Genomic DNA, 16185 nt, shown 5'->3' on the forward strand with positions numbered 1-16185 from the left:
TCAAATAGAGTTTTTAATTTTGTAATAGGCAAAAGTGCTTACATTCAGAGGCTTGATAAAAAATTCTTCAAACTGATAACGTCAATTTTGCAACTTTGTTGTTGCTCAATAACTGTGCCGTGTTCAATGAAAAAATCCGGTACCCCCAGTTTTTTAACACTTACAGGGTAATTATTATCGGTTATAAAAGCAGTAACAAGACTGCCGAAGCCGCCGATGATGCTGCCATCCTCAATGGTTATGATGGTGGTGTGTGTGTTGCAGATTTCATGCAGGCTTTGTTCATCCAGTGGTTTTATAAAAGGAAAATGATAATGCGAAAATAAAGCCGCATCCTGTATTTCGTTTAAAGCCGCAGTAATATTATTGCCGATTGTGCCGGTGGATAGTATGGCTGTTTGGGTGCCTTTTTGCAATAGTCTGGCTTTGCCGATCTCAATTTTTTCAAAAGGCAGCTGCCAGTTGCGGATATAGCCTCTTCCTCTCGGATAGCGTATCGCAATAGGATGTTCCAGTCCTGTCTGTGCGGTGTACATCCCGTTTCTCAGTTCGATCTCATTAAGCGGAGCAAACAGGATAAGGTTCGGAATACAGCTCAGATAGGCAATGTCAAATACACCCTGGTGGGTTGCGCCGTCTTCGCCGACAAGCCCTGCCCGGTCCAGGCAAAAAATTACCGGAAGATCCTGTAGTGCCACATCGTGGATGACCTGGTCGTAAGCCCGTTGTAAAAAGGTAGAATAAATGTTGCAAAAAACAACCATTCCCTGTGTTGCCATTCCGGCGGCCAGTGTTACGGCATGCTGTTCGGCTATGCCCACGTCAAAGGCACGCGACGGGATTTCCTCCATCATGAATTTCATGGAAGAACCGGTTGGCATAGCGGGTGTGATGCCGATTATTTTTTCATTCTGTCGGGCCAGTTCCACTAGGGTTAAACCAAAAACATCCTGGAATTTTGGCGGCAGATGATCTTCGGATTTGGGAATTATCTCACCGGTTACTTTGTCGAATTTTCCGGGCGCATGGTATTTCACCTGATCTTTTTCGGCCTGTTCCAGTCCTTTTCCTTTGGTGGTGATAATATGAAGGAATTTTGGACCTTTTTTATTTTTAAGACGGTTCAGCTCACTTAGCAAAAGAGGGATGTCATGACCGTCAATAGGACCGGAATAATCAAAATTCAGGGAACTGATCATGTTGTTCTCTTTCGGATTTTTTCCGGCTTTTACCGAAGTCAGGTAATCTTTAAGAGCGCCTACGCTGGGATCTATCCCAATGGCATTGTCATTCAGGATAACCAGTAAATTGGCATCGGTTACCCCGGCGTGATTCAGTCCTTCAAAAGCCATTCCGGAAGCTATGGAAGCATCGCCAATTACGGCGATGTGCTGTTTTTCCGTTTCTCCTTTCAGGTTGGAAGCAATGGCCATTCCGAGTGCGGCCGATATTGCCGTGGAGGAATGCCCGACACCAAAAGTATCGTAAATGCTTTCGCTGCGTTTCGGGAAACCGGATATGCCGTTCAGCTGGCGGTTCGTATGAAATATTTCGGCTCTTTCAGTCAGTATTTTATGTCCGTAAGCCTGATGGCCTACATCCCAGACCAATAAATCTTCAGGGGTATTGAAAATATAATGAAGCGCTATCGTAAGTTCGACTACTCCAAGGCTTGCGCCTAAATGGCCTTCTTTGACAGCAACAATATCAATTATAAAGTCGCGTAATTCCTGTGCTAAAACCGGAAGTTGTTCAACCGGAAGCTGCCGTAAATCGACTGGAGATTGAATATTTGGTAAGAGTTTTTCGGACATGCAGCAAAGGTACAATTTGAAATTGTATTTTTGTTTTTATGGAAAATATTTTCACCGACGATTATTTTATGAAAAAGGCTTTGCAGGAGGCCGAAATTGCCTTTGAAAAAGGGGAGATTCCTGTAGGCGCCATAGTGGTTATAGACAATCGGGTTATTGCCAGAAGCCATAACCTGACGGAGTTGTTAAACGATGTTACGGCACATGCCGAAATGCAGGCAATTACTGCATCGGCTAATTTTTTAGGCGGGAAATACCTGAAAGACTGCACGCTTTATGTAACGCTGGAGCCCTGCCAGATGTGTGCGGGGGCGTTATACTGGAGCCAGATTTCTAAAATCGTATTTGGTGCCCGCGATGAACAGCGCGGATTTCAGAAAATGGGAACACAGCTGCATCCCAAAACGCTTGTTACCGGCGGAGTTATGGAAAATGAATGTGCTGCTTTAATGAAGGAGTTCTTTAAGAAAAAACGATAATATACAGATATAAAAAAACCGCTAATCAGTTAAGAATAGCGGTTTTTTAGTTTATTTAATTTCATTTCCCTGTTTGTCAAAGAAATGGTATTCTAAATACGTGTAAGCATCACGAGGTATAATTTTCACCCATTTTTTATGTTCAAAAAACCATTTTGAACGTAATGATGGAAAACCTTTTGTAAGGTATGCAGCCACGAATGGATGCGCATTCAGAACCACTTTGCTGTGATCCTTTAAAATTCTTTCTAGATCAGCTGATATCTTATCAACAATCAAGATTGGAGCTTCGATTTCCCCGTTTTCATTATTCGGGTTTTCTTCTCTTGTTTTGATATTAACTTCAGGTCTGACTCTTTGTCTAGTGATTTGAATTAATCCAAATTTACTAGGAGGCAAGATTTTATGTTTTGCTTTGTCATCGCTCATTTCTTCTTTTAAGAAATCATAGAGTACTTTGCGGTTGTCAGGATTGGACATATCGATAAAATCGACTACAATAATACCACCCATATCTCTTAATCGCAGCTGTCTTGCAATTTCTGCAGCAGCTATCAGATTAACTTCAAGAGCAGTGTCTTCCTGATTTTGCGCTTTGTTGGAACGATTACCGCTGTTAACGTCAATGACGTGTAATGCTTCGGTGTGTTCTATGATTAAGTAAGCTCCTTTACTCATAGAAACCGTTCTTCCAAATGACGTTTTAATTTGTCGCTCTATATTGTATTTCTCAAAAAGAGGTAACTCTTTCGATTGATAATGCTTAACAATAGATACTTTTGAAGGAGCTATTTCTTGCAAATACTCCTTTGTTTGATAATACAGATCCTCATCATCTATGTGAATACCGGTAAAGGTATCATTAAATACATCTCTCAATATTGAGGAGGCTCTGTTGAGTTCACCTAATACTTTTGAAGGATGATGAGCTGTAGGGATTCGCTTACACATTGCTGTCCATTTGTCCAGTAAATTTTGTAAGTCTTTGTCAAGTTCAGCTACTTTTTTGCCTTCTGCTACTGTTCTGACAATAACACCAAATCCTTTTGGTTTGATAGATTGAACCAAACGTTTTAAGCGGTCTTTTTCTTCTTTGGATTCGATTTTTTGAGAAATCGAAATCCGGTCCGAAAAAGGAACTAAAACGACATACCTGCCGGCTAAAGAAAGCTCTGAGCTTATTCTCGGGCCTTTTGTGGATATGGGTTCTTTAACTACTTGAACTAAAATCGACTGGTTGGCGCTTAATACATCAGAGATGGCGCCATCTTTGTTGATTTCAGGTTCAAAAGGAAAGTTTTTTAGGGAGAAATCTTTTATTTTACCTGCGCTTACAAGTTTTATGAATTTTATTAAAGAAGATAGGTTTGGTCCTAAATCGTGATAATGTAAAAAGGCATCTTTTTCAAAGCCTACATTTACAAAAGCAGCGTTTAGTCCCGCAACCGGTTTCCTGATTTTGGCAATAAAAATATCGCCCACCTGAAAGCCGTTGCCGTTTTTGTCGCCCTCTTCTTTGTGTAATTCAATTAGTTTTCCATCTTTTAATAAGGCAAAATCTACAGCATCTGAACCAGATCGGATAATTAATTCCTTGTTCACATGGTACATTTTTATCCATACATGACCATTGTGTTTTGCAAGGCAAAACAGCAACTAAACGTATAGATGGATTAAACATTAATTTACAGGTTAAACCCGCGAAATTAAAGATTTGAGGTGTTAAAAAACCGATTTGTAATATAAATCGCTCTTTTTTGAGCCAAATACGATAATTTCAATTTCAATGAACTTTAAACTTTAAAAAGAAAAAAGTAGTTTTAAACTACTTTTTCTTCTTGTGACGGTTAGCTCTCGCTCTTTTTTTACGTTTGTGAGTCGCTACCTTATGTCTTTTTCTTTTTTTACCACTTGGCATAAATTGTAGTGTTTAGTGATTAATAAATTAGTTAACTTTTACTTCAGTATTCGTTTTCACGCCATCAACAAAAATTTTTGCTGGTTTGAAAGCTGGAATGTTGTGGGCAGGAATCTTTATTGTAGTGTTTTTAGAGATATTTCTACCTGTTTTTTCTGCTCTTGTTTTGATGATAAAGCTACCAAAACCTCTTAAGTATACATTGTCACCAGTTTCTAATGAGTTTTTTACTTCGTCCATAAAAGACTCAACTGTTGCTTGTACATCTCCTTTTTCTAGACCCAATTTTTCGGAAATTTTCGCTACGATGTCTGCTTTCGTCATTTTCTTTCGATTTATATTGATGTGTAATTTTTTGAGTTTGCAAATATAGCAATTAAAAATACAATATTTCAACCTTAATTGATTAAAATTTAATTACATAAAGTTTTATTTTTGTTGACTAATTTTTTAGAATGCATTTTACTAACTTGTTAATTCAATGGTATTTACAAAATAAACGTGATTTACCCTGGAGAAAAACAACGAATCCGTATCCTATTTGGCTGTCAGAAATCATGTTGCAACAAACGCGAGTTGCGCAGGGTTTGCCCTATTTTTTGTCTTTTACGGAGGCTTTTCCAACGGTTCGTGATCTGGCAGATGCCGAAGAGGAACAAGTGTTAAAACTCTGGCAGGGTTTGGGGTATTATTCCCGTGCCCGTAACCTTCATGCTACGGCCAAACAGGTTGCGTATGAAATGGATGGGGTATTTCCCGGTACTTATAAGGAGTTGCTAACATTAAAAGGAGTAGGTGAATATACGGCCGCCGCAATCGCTTCCATTGCTTATGGTGAGCCTGTTCCGGTGGTAGACGGTAATGTGTTCCGGGTGTTGTCCCGCTATTTTGATGTGGAAACGGATATTGCCTCTCCGGCGGCTAAAAAAGAATTTAAAGAGCTGGCGGCAGCTTTGTTGCCCAAAGAACAGGCGTCCTTGTTTAATCAGGCGATGATGGAATTTGGTGCTTTGCAATGTGTGCCGAGGAATCCGGATTGCGGAAGCTGCGTTTTTAATGACAGTTGTGTGGCATTGCAAAAGAAAAAAGTAGACAGCCTGCCGGTGAAATTAAAAAAGACAAAAGTTGTTAACCGCTATTTTAATTACCTTATTTTAAAGGATGCCAATGAAAGATCGCTGGTTGCGAAAAGGGAAGCAAAAGGGATCTGGCATGGATTATATGAATTTCCGCTGTTTGAAACCAGTCAGGATATAGGGCAGGAGGAAATGGCGGGGCTGCTGCAAAACAGCGGGCAGGATTGGAGCAGGGAGGGAATTGAAACATCGGTTCTGAGGTTGCTGAACACTAAAAAAATAATCCATAAACTTTCGCACCAACACCTGCACATCCATTTTTGGGAGCTGAAAACAGATAAGCCACTGGTTGGCGGAATGTCTTTTCCGGAGATTGAAAAGCTGCCCTTCCCGATAGTGATCTATAATTTTATTGAAGAGTATAGAGCAAAGTGAATAGAAATTAGTATATTTGAGTGAATAAAACAGGTATCAGCCATGAACGGAACGGTAAATAAAGTTATGTTAATAGGACATTTGGGAGATGATGTAAAAATGCATTATTTCGAAGGCGGAAATTGTATAGGACGTTTCCCTTTGGCTACTAATGAGGTCTATATTAACAAATCCACTAACGAGAGAATCACTTCTACGGAATGGCACAATCTTGTGGTCAGAAATAAAGCGGCTGAAATATGTGAAAAATATCTTTCTAAAGGAGATAAGATTTATGTAGAAGGGCGTATCAAGTCCAGACAATGGCAGGCAGAAGACGGAACTACAAAATATACAACAGAAATCCAGGTTACGGAATTTACTTTTTTAACAACTAAAAAGGAAATTGAAAACAATAAACAGGGATTCTCTTCGTCATCAGATCCTTCGAAGCCTTCTTTTGACGGGCCAAATACGTCAGGTCAGAATGATGACATGCCGTTTTAATTGTTTAACTAAATTGATTTGATTTGGACCCAGGCCCCGTCAGTTTAATAAGTATAATAGATTTTCACCTTATTTTTTTAATAATAGGAATACTTTTCCTGTTGTTTTGTTCTGCATTGGTTTCCGGTGCAGAAGTCGCTATTTTTTCCCTGAATAGAAAAGAGATTGACGATTTAATATCGGCCAATACGAATAAAGGAAAACAAATCAGCAGGCTTTTGGAAACACCCAAAAAGCTGTCCATGACTTTTCTGGTCGCCAATAACTTTCTGAACATTACAATAGTGGTGCTTTTTTCCTATTTTGGAAACCGCGTTTTTTCCGAAGGAATGGCGCTGAGCACGAAAGTAATCCTTGAAATTGCCATAGTGGCGGTATTGATCCTGTTTTTTGGGGAAGTACTGCCTAAAATGTATGCCACCCGGAATAATGTAAAATTTGCCAAAGGGGTCAGCACGTTTGTGGTTTTTTTAACCGGACTGCTAACGCCGGTAAGTGTTCCGCTTCGGCAGATCATCCTGTATCTGCATAAAAAAATAGGGAAAGAAAAAGAAAACTTTTCGGTAGATCAGCTGTCGCAGGCATTGGAAATGACCGACTATGGCGATGCAACCAAAGAAGAACAGAAAATACTGGAAGGCATAGTAACCTTCGGTAATACGGAAGTGCGCCAGGTTATGAGTCCCCGTATTGATGTTTTTGCCTTAAATATTGAAGAAACATTTGAAGAGATTTTTGCTAAGATCGTAGACAAAGGCTATTCGAGAATACCGGTTTATAAAGAAGATATCGATCATATTGAGGGTGTTTTGTTTGTAAAAGACCTGATCCCACATATTGATAAAACCGATTTTGAATGGCAGACCTTATTAAGGAGTCCGTTTTTTGTTCCCGAAAATAAAAAACTCGATAACCTGCTAAAGGAATTTCAGGGTATGAAAAACCATCTGGCAATAGTAGTTGATGAATATGGCGGAACCTCCGGCCTGATATCGCTGGAAGACATACTGGAAGAAATTGTGGGAGATATCAGTGATGAGTTTGATGATGAAGATATTGTCTTTTCGCAGATTGATGCCAAAAACTTCCTGTTTGAAGGGAAGATAAGCCTGAAAGATTTTTACAGGATCGTCCCGGTCGATGAAGAGGTTTTTGAAGCCAATAAAGGGGAATCGGAAACTTTGGCCGGATTTATTTTAGAGATTTCCGGAAATTTTCCAAAAAAGCACCAGAAAATAAATTTTGCAGATTGTATATTTACCGTCGAATCGGTCGATAAACGCCGTGTGAAACAAATTAAAGTTACACTGCTTTAAAAAATGAATAGAAAATTAAGAAATACCGGATTATTGCTGCTAATGGGAATAGGCTTCTTGTTTACAGCCTGCAAGGGTGATGTAGTGCCAAAGCCAAAAGCACACCTGCGATTGGAATACCCTATGCCGGAATACAGAATGTTTACGGATGGCTGCGCTTTTACTTTTGATGTGAATACGCTGACGAAGATAACCGAAAAAGGAGCCTGTGGCTTTAATATTGTGTATCCGAAAATGAAAGGGACCATTTACATCGATTATAAGCCGGTAAATAATAATATTGATGTCCTGTTAAGAGATGCGCAGAAACTAACGTATGAGCACGTTATTAAAGCGGACGATATACAGGAACAGCCGTTTGTGAACCGTAAAGATAAAGTTTACGGAATGTTTTACCAGGTGGGCGGCGATGCGGCTACGAATGCACAGTTTTATGTAACGGACAGTACGAAGCATTTTATTGTGGGATCGGTTTATTTTTATGCAAAACCAAATTTTGATTCCATTATGCCGGCGGCAAGTTATATTAAAAACGACATGCGGGAAATCATGCAAAGCATACGATGGAAATAAAAAAAAGCGAACTATTCAGTTCGCTTTTTTTTATACTATGTGTCCGGTTATGCCTTTTTAACGTCAGTGTCTTTTTTAGCGTCAGCGGCACAGCTTTTAGGAGCGTCTCCTTTTTTATCGGAACATGATTTTTTAGCATCAGCCGAACAGCATTTTTTACCTTCTGCTTTTTTCGGTTCCTGATCCATAACCATTGCTTTGTCACCGGATGATTTTACGCTGGTAACTTTGTATGTTTTTCCGTCGGCAACACCTTCAACAGTTTGTGTCAGGGAAGTAGTTGACTGTTTGTTTGCATCAAATTCTACAGTAGCTGTTTTGGTTTCAAAATCAACTTTGGCAGAAGTAACACCTTCCAGGTGGGATAATTTATTTTCAATGGTGGCTGCACAGCCCATAGCGCAGGTCATTCCTTCAATGTTCATGCTGGCTGTTTCCATTTTTGCTGCTACGTCTTTTGACGCTTCTGTTGCGGTTGCTGGAGTAGTGTTTTTATCTTCTTTTTTACAACTAACCAATACAAAAGCGGTTAAAGCAAATACAGCTATTTTTTTTGTGAAATTCATGATGGTGTTTTTTTTAAGATTAAAAAGCTCTTTTGTAAAGAGTTACAAAATTATAAAAAAACAGGCGTTTTTTCGTTTTAATATTGGAATTTTACACCTTAAAATTGATAGAAAATGACAAAACAGCTAAAGTGGGTTTTACTGATAGGGCTTTCCCTGATATGGGGGAGTTCTTTTATTTTAATCAAAAGAGGATTGGTCGGATTATCGCCTTTTCAGCTGGGAGCTTTACGGATATTGTTTGCTGCTGCCTTTTTGCTGCTGATAGGATTTAGAAGCCTGCCGAAAATTCCGCTGGGAAAATGGAAATATATTGCGCTGACGGCTTTTGTGGGAACATTTATGCCGGTGTTTCTTTTTTCTATTGCCCAAACGGAAATCAGCAGTTCAACCAGTGCGATTCTGAATTCGTTAACACCGCTGAATACCTTATTGCTCGGTGCTTTTGTTTTCGGGCTGGAATTTCAGCGAAGACAATTCTTCGGTGTACTGATAGGGCTGATAGGCTGTGTGCTGCTCATTTATTCCGGAGCGCAGAGCAATCCCAATCAGAATTACTATTATACCTTGTTTGTGGTCGTGGCGGCAATCTGCTATGCAATGAATGTTAATCTGATTAAAAAATACCTTTCCGATCTGAATACGCTGAGTATTACTACCGGGAACTTTGTTGTGCTGACCATTCCGGCATTGATAGTGCTGTCCTGTACCGATTTCTTTCAGGTTGCCGGTAAACCGGAAGTTCAGGAGTCGGCGATGTATATTGCTATTCTGGGTATTGTAGGGACTGGAATTGCAAACATTGTCTTTTTCCGGTTAATACAGATCTCATCGCCCATTTTTGCGTCTTCCGTTACCTATTTAATTCCGGTGGTCGCTTTTGTGTGGGGTATATTGGATCATGAAAAAATGGAATTCTTCCAGATTGTAGGGGCCCTGATAATTTTAGTCGGAGTGTATTTCTCCAGCAGGAAATAAAGAAAAAGACCGCCGGAAGGCGGTCTTTTTTATGATATTGTATTTTGTGATTATTGGAAATCAGCTGGTGTTACACCTTCGTTGATTTTTACATCAGAAGTTGTAAAGTCTAAATCCATTCCAACGTTCATTACCATTTTGTAAGGAACTTTAATTCCTTTTACATCTTTGTAATCTCCGTAAGTAATCATTTGTGTCATTTTCTGACCAGCTCTTTCAAGTGTTTTTGCTTCCGCTACTTTTAAACCGGTTTTTACATCATAATATAATGTGCTTTTTCCGTTTTCGATAGCATAAGCATCTTTACCGTTAATGCTTTCGATAGCTTTGATTTTTAAATCTGCTTTTTTCGCTAAAGCCAATTCCGGGAATGCAGCAGCACTTTCTTTTTTCTCTTTGAATTCTTCTGCAGTGAAATCTTTTCGCTGACCTTGTTGAATAGCATAAGCCGCTTTGTCGTTTACAACTTGTTTGGACATTGTCATTCCGGCAACTTTCATTTCAAACAATGACTTGTTGTCTGAAGTGTGTTTGGAAGTCATTTCCAAAGCTTGTCCCTGGATTGTAGCTGTAGCTGTAGTAGCGATAGATTTAATGCCGGCAACGGCTTTTTCACCACCAATAGCTTTGATGTAGTTGTCAAATACTGTTTTTGCAGTAACACCGGCAGGAATTGGTTTGTTTACCACTGGTTTTTCTGTAGCATTACCGAATTTGTCGAAATAGAAAATAGGAATTTTTAAAGACTCTAATCCTGACAATACATCTGCAGCTTTACCGACAACCACAACTCTGGTGTTGTCTGATAAAAAGAATTTGTTAGCGGCATTTTTAATATCTTCCGGAGTAACGGCGTTAATGTTTTTAATGTAGTTCTCGTAGAAATCTTCCGGTAAGTTTTGAGTTGCAGTGTTTAAAGCATAACGGGCAATTGTAGCCGGTTTTTCAATTTGCATTACAAAGTTTCCGATGTATTTTGCTTTTGCATTTTTTAAATCTTCAGCAGAAACAAGGTCTGTTTTGATTCTTTTTAATTCGTTGAAGAACTCTACTACAGCACTGTCGGTAACTGCATTTCTAACAGAAGCAGAAGAACGGAATTTTGTAACGTATTTTCCGGATCCGATAGAAGAATAAGCGCCATAGGTCCATCCGTGTTTTTCACGAAGGTTTAAGAATAATCTTCCTTCACCACCACCACCAAGGATCTGGTTGGCTAAAAGAGAAGCGAAATATTCTTTATCCGTCATTTTGATGTTAACCGTATTTACTAAAGCAATTTCCGACTGTACCGCATTTGGCATGTCTACAAAATTGATTTGAGTGTACTGTACGTTTTTTGGATCGGAATAAACCAACTGCGGTGCAATCGCTTTTTTCCATGAACCGAAAAGTTTTTCAACCATTTTCTTGGTATCTTTTGTGTTCACATCACCAATAATTACCAGATAAGCATTACCCGGAACAAAATATGTGTTGTAGTTTAAAACCACATCGTTTAACGTTACTTTGTTGATCGTTTCTTCGCTTAAATATTCTCCGCTTGGATGTGTTTTTCCGAAAGCCAGAACGTTTTCAACACGTCCGGCAACAGCCGTAACACTTTTTTCCTGCGATTTTATTCCTTCCAGTAATTTTGCTTTTTCCTTGTCGAATTCTTCCTGAGTGAAAACAGGGTTTAAAGCACCATCAGCCATTAATTCCAGGATTTTTCCGGAATATTTAGACAATCCGCTGGCAGAAGCTCCGCCGGAAGAGAAGTTGATGTTTGCGCCTAAGAAATCGATTTCTTCGTTAAAAGCGTCTTTAGATATTTTTCGGGTACCTTTACCAATCATGCTGCTGGTTAAATCGGCTACACCTTTTTTGTCACCTTCCGCATACGGAGGGTTGTCCAGTGTTAAGGAATAAGTAACTCTCGGTAGTTTATGGTTTTCTACTACCATTACTTTTAAACCATTCTTTAAAGTGAAGGTTTCCGGTTTTTTAACATTGATTGTTGGAGCCGGTCCCGGTTTTGGTTGAGGTCTGTCTTGTGCTTGCATAGTAATCGTTAAAAACAAGCTCGCTGCTATATATATTATTTTCTTCATGATTATTGGCTGCTTAGTTTTGTGCTTTATCTTTTGCTGGAACATAATCTAAAATCAAACGTTGGTTTGGATTTAAATACTTTTTAGCAACATCTCTGATTTCTTCACGGGTGATGGAACGGTAAATGTCGATTTCAGTATTTACTAGGTTCACATCGCCATAAAGTAAGTAGAAAGAAGCCAGGTTCTCTGCAACACCTTCTAAGTTTGAATTGCTGTTTACGTATTGGTTTTCAAACTTGTTTTGTAATTTCTGAAAATCTTTTTCAGAAATCAATTCCGTTTGAAGCTTAACGATTTCTTCGTCCATACCTTTAATTAATTCAGCAGGAGTTGTCGGGCTTTGTGGTAATCCGTAGATGAAATACACACCATAATCTTCCTGGCTGTAGTTGAAAGCGCCAATTTGAAGCGCCATTTTCTTATCGTCAACTAACTTTTTGTATAATCTTGAACTTTTTCCGTCAGAAAGAATAGAAGAAATCATGTCCAGTACTCTGGCGTCATGTGTTTTCATAGACGGTGTTCTGTAAGCCGTAACAGCCATTGGGATCTGGATGTTCGGATCCTGGTATGTTGCGTGGATTGTTTGTGTTATCGGAGTCTCTTCAATTTTCTGACGCGTGATAGGCGTACCTTTTTGGATTGGTCCGAAATAGTTCTGAATCCATTGTTTTGCCTGAGCGCTATCGAAATCTCCGGCTACAACCAGAACCGCATTGTTAGGAATGTAGAACTTTTTGTTGAAAGCCTGGAATTCCTGAAGTGTTGCAGCATCTAAATGCTCCATAGAACCGATAGGTGCCCAACGGTAAGGGTGTTTTGTAAAGATGTTTTTCTTAACCTCAGTGAATAAGTTTCCGTAAGGCTGGTTGTCAACACGTAATCTTTTTTCTTCTTTAACAACTTCGTTCTGAGTGTCAACACCAATTTGATTGATTACCGGATGCATTAGTCTTTCCGATTCCATCCATAAGGCTAACTCCAGGTTGTTGGAAGGGAAAACCTCGTAGTAATACGTTCTGTCGTCAGAAGTATTGGCATTATTGTTACCGCCATTAGCCGTTACAATTTTAAACCATTCTCCTCTTGCGATATTTTTAGTACCTTCAAATAAAAGGTGTTCAAAAAAGTGTGCAAAACCAGTTCTGTCCGGGTTTTCGTCTTTTGCACCAACGTGATACATTACCGAAGTAACCACTACCGGAGCGGAAGGGTCTTTGTGTAAAATCACATGCAGTCCGTTGTCTAAATTGTATTCTTCAAACGCTACTTTCTGCGCCGAAGCTACGCCGCCAAGCATCAGAAGGGAACTCAAAGCCATCAAAGATTTTTTCATAAAAATTAATAATTTATTTTGGATATTCGTATAGGTGTGCAATTTCGGCAAATTGTTACATTTAAAAGTGATGATTTCCCGTAATTTTGAGAATTAAGTTACTTTCCTGTTGCGGGATTGTGAAATTTGTGCATATAGGGTTGTATCATAAAGAATTAGTTGTATATTTGCACTCTTAAAAAATTAATTAAACATTATTGTTATGTACGCAATCGTAGAGATAGCAGGGCAACAATTCAAAGTAAGCAAAGACCAAAAGGTTTATGTTCACCGTTTAGCATCTGAAGAAGGAGCAAAAGTTACTTTTGACAAAGTTCTTTTATTGGATGACAAAGGGAATGTAACTTTAGGCGCCCCAGCTGTAGAAGGTGCTTCAGTAGAAGCTAAAGTGTTACAACACTTAAAAGGTGATAAAGTAATCGTTTTCAAAAAGAAAAGAAGAAAAGGTTACAAAAAGAAAAACGGTCACAGACAATCTTTAACTCAAATTGTAATCGAGGGAATCGTTGCAGGTGGAGCTCCAAAGAAAAAAGCGACTAAAAAAGCGGAAGCTACAGAAGAATAATTAACATTAAAAACTAATACGTCATGGCTCACAAGAAAGGTGTCGGTAGTTCCAAGAATGGTAGAGAATCAGAATCGAAACGTTTAGGTGTTAAGATTTTTGGTGGTCAAGCTGCAATTGCTGGAAACATTATCGTAAGACAAAGAGGTTCTAAGCACAATCCAGGTGAAAACGTTTACATGGGTAAAGATCATACTTTACATGCAAAAGTTGATGGAGTTGTGAAATTTCAGAAAAAAGGAGATAACAAATCTTTCGTTTCTGTAATTCCATTCGAAGCATAAGAATTTATATCTTACAAGAGAAAATATTAAAAAGCCCGTTTCTAAGAAACGGGCTTTTTTTATGCGGAAATATTTGAGAAACAGGTAAATAAAAACCCCTTACAAGCTGTAAGGGGTTTTGTTTATTATAACGATACGGCTTAGTATCTGTAGTATTCCGGTTTGAATGGACCTTGTACCTCAACACCAATATAAGCTGCCTGCTCTGTGTTTAATGTTTCTAACTCAACACCTAATTTTGCAAGGTGTAAAGCGGCTACTTTTTCATCCAGGTGTTTTGGTAGCATATAAACCTGGTTTTCATATTTATCGCTGTGGTTCCATAACTCGATTTGTGCCAACGTCTGGTTGGTGAAAGAGTTACTCATCACGAAACTTGGGTGACCTGTAGCACAACCTAAGTTTACTAAACGACCTTCAGCAAGGATAATGATATCCACTCCGTTAATGGTGTATTTGTCAACCTGAGGTTTGATTTCGATTTTAGAAGCACCGTGGTTTTTGTTTAACCATGCCATGTCAATTTCATTGTCAAAGTGACCAATGTTACAAACGATAGTTTTATCTTTCATTTGCTCGAAATGTCTTCCAACAACAATATCTTTATTTCCTGTTGTCGTGATGATGATATCAGCATTTCCTACTACAGTGTCTAATTTTTTAACTTCATACCCGTCCATAGCAGCTTGTAAAGCACAGATCGGATCAATTTCCGTTACGGTAACAATAGAACCTGCTCCACGGAAAGAAGCGGCAGTTCCTTTTCCAACATCACCATATCCGCAAACAACAACTCTTTTTCCGGCTAACATTAAGTCTGTTGCACGACGAATTGCATCTACAGCACTTTCTTTACATCCGTATTTGTTGTCAAATTTAGATTTTGTAACAGAATCGTTTACGTTAATAGCCGGCATTGGTAACGTTCCGTTTTTAACTCTTTCGTATAAACGGTGAACTCCGGTTGTAGTCTCTTCCGATAAACCTTTGATTCCAGGGATTAATTCCGGGTAACGGTCAATAACCATATTCGTTAAATCACCACCGTCATCTAAAATCATGTTTAAAGGCTGTCTGTCTTCTCCGAAGAATAAAGTCTGCTCAATACACCAGTCAAAATCCTCTTCGTTTAATCCTTTCCAGGCATAAACCTGAATACCTGCTGCTGCAATTGCTGCTGCTGCCTGATCCTGAGTGGAGAAAATATTACAAGAACTCCAGGTAACTTCAGCTCCTAAAGCAATTAAAGTTTCAATTAAAACGGCAGTCTGGATAGTCATGTGAAGACAACCTGCGATACGAGCACCTTTAAGAGGCTGCTCCTCTTTATATTCAGCACGAAGAGCCATTAATCCCGGCATCTCTGCTTCTGCTAATTCAATTTCTTTTCTTCCCCAGGCTGCAAGGGAAATATCTTTTACTTTGTAAGCCACGAAAGGCAATGTTTTTGTGCTCATCTACTCTATATTTGTATTTACAAAAAATTTAGTGCAAATTTACGGAATTACTTTTTAAAATATATAGGATTGATTGATAATTAGCATTTGTTTAAAGATGCTAAAGTGTTAACTTTCAGAAAAATAAATTAACAAGTTGTAAACTTAAAATCAAATACGCTCTGATGCCGCTGTATAAAACGATAGAAATAGATAGTAATACAAAGGTTCTGGTATGGAAAATTACCGAAACTTTGGAAGAACTGTTCCGGAACAAACCTTTAAAAGATTCCAGTCTGACCCGGGTGGAAGGGATGAAATCCGAGCAGCATCAAAGAGGATTTTTAAGTGTGCGGAACCTGTTGGAAGCATTGGGGTATGACGATTTTGATTTGTATTATGATGAATTTGGAAAACCGCATTTAAAAGACGGTAAACATATTTCGATAACTCATTCCTATAGTTTTGCGGCAATAATTGTGGGTTATGACAATGTGGGCATCGATATGGAACTGCGCAGGGATAAAATAAGTAAAATAGCCGATAAATTTATGGATACGGAATTCTCGTTTTTAGATAAAACAGCAGATGACTATATCCGTAAACTAACCGTTATATGGGGCGCGAAAGAAGCAAAATACAAAATGTGTAACTCGAAAAGCCTTAGTTTTAAAGATAATATGACCGTACATCCTTTTCAGTTAGCAGATAAAAAAGGACTGGCTACCGTTCGAAAAGAAGATTTTAAAAAAGATTTCCAGTTTTACTTTGAAGAAATTGAAGATTTTACGCTGGTTTATGCTTTAGAACAAGATAAAAGAAAATAG

Annotated in this window: 16 protein-coding genes; 9 read left to right on the plus strand and 7 right to left on the minus strand. The window is 38.7% G+C overall.

Features of this window, described 5'->3' with window-relative positions; genetic code table 11:
* Positions 1-44: 44 nt before the first annotated feature.
* A complete protein-coding gene (locus tag B3394_RS06845; protein ID WP_286914472.1) occupies positions 45-1814 on the minus strand; it encodes a 1-deoxy-D-xylulose-5-phosphate synthase in 1770 nt (589 codons plus the stop codon).
* Positions 1815-1852: 38 nt separating this feature from the next.
* Between B3394_RS06845 and B3394_RS06850 the strand changes: the two genes are divergently transcribed.
* Positions 1853-2293 carry a nucleoside deaminase gene (locus B3394_RS06850; RefSeq protein ID WP_177731413.1) on the plus strand — a complete coding sequence of 147 codons (441 nt, stop codon included), beginning with the start codon at positions 1853-1855 and terminating at the stop codon, positions 2291-2293.
* A 51-nt stretch (positions 2294-2344) separates the two neighbouring features.
* Here B3394_RS06850 and B3394_RS06855 read toward each other — a convergent pair whose 3' ends face one another.
* Positions 2345-3904 carry an Rne/Rng family ribonuclease gene (locus B3394_RS06855; RefSeq protein WP_177731415.1) on the minus strand — a complete coding sequence of 520 codons (1560 nt, stop codon included), beginning with the start codon at positions 3902-3904 and terminating at the stop codon, positions 2345-2347.
* 334 nt (positions 3905-4238) lie between these two features.
* The gene (locus tag B3394_RS06860; RefSeq protein WP_262888439.1) at positions 4239-4550 is read right to left on the minus strand and encodes an HU family DNA-binding protein; all 312 of its coding nucleotides are present in this window, start codon (positions 4548-4550) and stop codon (positions 4239-4241) included.
* 116 nt (positions 4551-4666) lie between these two features.
* Here B3394_RS06860 and mutY point away from each other — a divergent pair, with 116 nt between their 5' ends.
* From mutY to gldD, 4 genes are read left to right on the plus strand one after another with little or no spacing between them, the layout of a single operon-like run.
* Positions 4667-5722: an A/G-specific adenine glycosylase gene (gene mutY, locus B3394_RS06865; RefSeq protein ID WP_286914476.1), complete on the plus strand. Its 1056-nt coding sequence runs from the start codon at positions 4667-4669 to the stop codon at positions 5720-5722.
* A gap of 42 nt (positions 5723-5764) precedes the next feature.
* Positions 5765-6208 (plus strand): single-stranded DNA-binding protein, encoded by a 444-nt coding sequence (locus B3394_RS06870; RefSeq protein WP_177731424.1) that lies wholly within the window; start codon positions 5765-5767, stop codon positions 6206-6208.
* Positions 6209-6231: 23 nt separating this feature from the next.
* Complete coding sequence (gene gldE, locus B3394_RS06875; protein WP_286914478.1) at positions 6232-7524, plus strand: gliding motility-associated protein GldE; 1293 nt, start codon at positions 6232-6234, stop codon at positions 7522-7524.
* 3 nt (positions 7525-7527) lie between these two features.
* Entirely contained in the window at positions 7528-8097 is a 570-nt protein-coding gene (gene gldD / locus B3394_RS06880; protein WP_414654264.1) for a gliding motility lipoprotein GldD, read from the plus strand.
* Between the two features lie 47 nt (positions 8098-8144).
* Here the strand turns inward: gldD and B3394_RS06885 are convergent, their stop codons facing one another.
* Positions 8145-8663, minus strand: coding sequence for a cation transporter (locus tag B3394_RS06885; RefSeq protein WP_286914483.1), 519 nt, complete (start codon positions 8661-8663; stop codon positions 8145-8147).
* A gap of 114 nt (positions 8664-8777) precedes the next feature.
* Between B3394_RS06885 and B3394_RS06890 the strand changes: the two genes are divergently transcribed.
* A complete protein-coding gene (locus B3394_RS06890) occupies positions 8778-9641 on the plus strand; it encodes a DMT family transporter (RefSeq protein ID WP_177731432.1) in 864 nt (287 codons plus the stop codon).
* A gap of 50 nt (positions 9642-9691) precedes the next feature.
* Here the strand turns inward: B3394_RS06890 and B3394_RS06895 are convergent, their stop codons facing one another.
* Positions 9692-11734 carry a M16 family metallopeptidase gene (locus tag B3394_RS06895; RefSeq protein ID WP_177731434.1) on the minus strand — a complete coding sequence of 681 codons (2043 nt, stop codon included), beginning with the start codon at positions 11732-11734 and terminating at the stop codon, positions 9692-9694.
* Between the two features lie 13 nt (positions 11735-11747).
* Positions 11748-13073, minus strand: coding sequence for a M16 family metallopeptidase (locus B3394_RS06900; protein ID WP_177731436.1), 1326 nt, complete (start codon positions 13071-13073; stop codon positions 11748-11750).
* Between the two features lie 202 nt (positions 13074-13275).
* Here B3394_RS06900 and rplU point away from each other — a divergent pair, with 202 nt between their 5' ends.
* Together rplU and rpmA are read left to right on the plus strand one after the other, a co-directional pair.
* Entirely contained in the window at positions 13276-13638 is a 363-nt protein-coding gene (gene rplU / locus B3394_RS06905; protein WP_177731438.1) for a 50S ribosomal protein L21, read from the plus strand.
* Positions 13639-13661: 23 nt separating this feature from the next.
* Positions 13662-13922, plus strand: a complete 261-nt coding sequence (gene rpmA, locus B3394_RS06910) for a 50S ribosomal protein L27 (protein WP_136403778.1) — start codon at positions 13662-13664, stop codon at positions 13920-13922.
* Between the two features lie 140 nt (positions 13923-14062).
* Here the strand turns inward: rpmA and ahcY are convergent, their stop codons facing one another.
* The gene (ahcY, locus tag B3394_RS06915) at positions 14063-15379 is read right to left on the minus strand and encodes an adenosylhomocysteinase (protein ID WP_177731440.1); all 1317 of its coding nucleotides are present in this window, start codon (positions 15377-15379) and stop codon (positions 14063-14065) included.
* 164 nt (positions 15380-15543) lie between these two features.
* On the opposite strand from ahcY, the gene B3394_RS06920 reads away from it, so the two are divergent.
* A complete protein-coding gene (locus B3394_RS06920; protein ID WP_286914487.1) occupies positions 15544-16185 on the plus strand; it encodes a 4'-phosphopantetheinyl transferase family protein in 642 nt (213 codons plus the stop codon).

It is taken from the genome of Flavobacterium sp. UBA4197, from assembly GCF_002379575.1.
GTDB classification, from domain to species: Bacteria; Bacteroidota; Bacteroidia; order Flavobacteriales; family Flavobacteriaceae; genus Flavobacterium; species Flavobacterium inviolabile.